General features: G+C 62.6%; 1 protein-coding gene. It reads left to right on the top strand.

Going from position 1 to position 1,897, the window contains the following annotated elements:
• Positions 1-1,897, top strand: a 1,897-nt coding sequence (locus GY725_03975; GenBank protein ID MCP4003332.1) for a dihydropteroate synthase, incomplete at both ends; no start/stop codon positions are given.

The raw sequence follows: 1,897 nt of genomic DNA, 5'->3' as shown, positions 1-1,897 counted from the left end.
TGTACAAGCCTTTCAAGGACGGCCTTGAGAGGTCTGCGGCGTTTGATCAGCTCGACTCTTTGATGAAGGAGCGCATCCTGTTCATCGACGGCGCGATGGGCACGCAGATCCAGAAGTGGAAGCTGGAGGAGTCGGACTTCCGCGGCGACCGGTACACTGACCACAGCGACGAGCTGAAGGGCAACAACGACCTTTTGGTGATCACCCGCCCGGACGTGATCGAGTCGATCCACAACGCGTTTTTGGAGGCTGGTGCTGACATCATCGAGACGAACACGTTCAACGGGACGACGATCTCGCAGGCCGACTACGCGCTGGACCAGAAGGAGGAGGTGGATTTGATCAACACGACGGCGGCGCGCCTGGCGAAGAAGTGCACTGCTGCGTACATGGCTGCGAACCCCGGCAGCGTGAAGTTCGTGGCCGGCGCGATTGGCCCGACGAACAAGACGCTGAGCGTGAGTCCGAGCGTCGAGAACCCCGCGCTGCGCGGCATTACGTTCGACGAGGTGGCGCAGGCGTACTACGAGCAGGCGGTGGCGCTGTACGAGGGCGGCGTCGACTTGTTCCTGGTCGAGACGATCTTCGACACTGGGAACGCCCGCGCTGCGCTGTACGCCCTCGACCGTTTCTTCGAGGAGAAGGGCGTTCGCATCCCCGTGTTCGTTTCGGGCACGATTGTTGACAACAGCGGCCGCACGCTGAGCGGCCAGACGAACGAGGCGTTCTGGAACAGCGTGAGCCACGCCAAGCCGTTTGCGATTGGTCTGAACTGCGCGTTGGGCGCGAAGGACATGAAGCAGTACATCGCCAACTTGAGCCGTTGCGCAGACTGCTACGTGTTCTGCTATCCGAACGCGGGTCTCCCGAACGCGATGGGCGGGTACGACCAGGGCGGCCCGGAGATGGCGGAGGACGTGCGTCCGTTCTGCGAGGAGGGTCTTGTGAACGCCATTGGCGGCTGCTGCGGCACCGGCCCCGAGCACATTGCTGCCATCAAGGCGATGGCCGGCTCGTACAGCCCTCGCGAGACGCACGGGGTGGACGACGTCATGCGTCTGAGCGGCCTTGAGCCGCTGAACTACGTGCCGGACGAGTCCAACATGCGTTCGACGTTCCTGATGATCGGCGAGCGGTGCAACGTTGCCGGTTCCCGCATTTACAAGAAAGCGATCGTCGACGGCGACTACGACAAGGCGGCGGGCATCGCCGTGTCGCAGGTGAACCAGGGCGCGGACATCCTGGACATCAACATGGACGACGGCCTGATCGAGGGCGTGCCGGCGATGACCCGGTTCGTGAACCTCCTGGTGTCCGACCCGGAGGTGTCTCGCGTGCCTTTCATGATCGACTCGTCCAAGTTCCACATCGTGGAGGCGGGCATCAAGTGCTGCCAGGGCAAGTGCATTGTGAACTCGATCTCTCTCAAGGAGGGCGAGGACAAGTTCCGCGAGCAGGCCAGCGAGATCCGCCGACACGGTGCCGCCGTGGTGGTGATGGCGTTCGACGAGGAGGGCCAGGCCGCGACGTGCGCGGAGAAGGTCCGCATCTGCACTCGCGCGTACCGCATCCTCGTGGAGGAGGTGGGCTTCAACCCTCAGGACATCATCTTCGACCCAAACATCCTGACGGTGGGCACCGGCCTCGCGGAGCACAACAACTACGCTGTGGACTTCATTCGCGCCACGTCGGAGATCAAGCGTCTCTGCCCCGGTTGCAAGGTCTCTGGCGGCGTTTCCAACATCGCGTTCTCATTCCGCGGCAACGAGCCCGTGCGACGCGCGTTCCACTCGGCCTTCCTGCACCATGCGTGCAAGGCCGGTATGGACATGGGAATCGTCAACGCCAAGCAGGTGCAGGATGATGTCTACGAGAAGATAGACAAAGAGCTCCTGGA

Source organism: bacterium (assembly GCA_024226335.1).
In the GTDB taxonomy this organism is placed as follows: domain Bacteria; phylum Myxococcota_A; class UBA9160; order SZUA-336; family SZUA-336; genus JAAELY01.
This window is presented reverse-complemented; position numbering and strand designations above follow the sequence as displayed.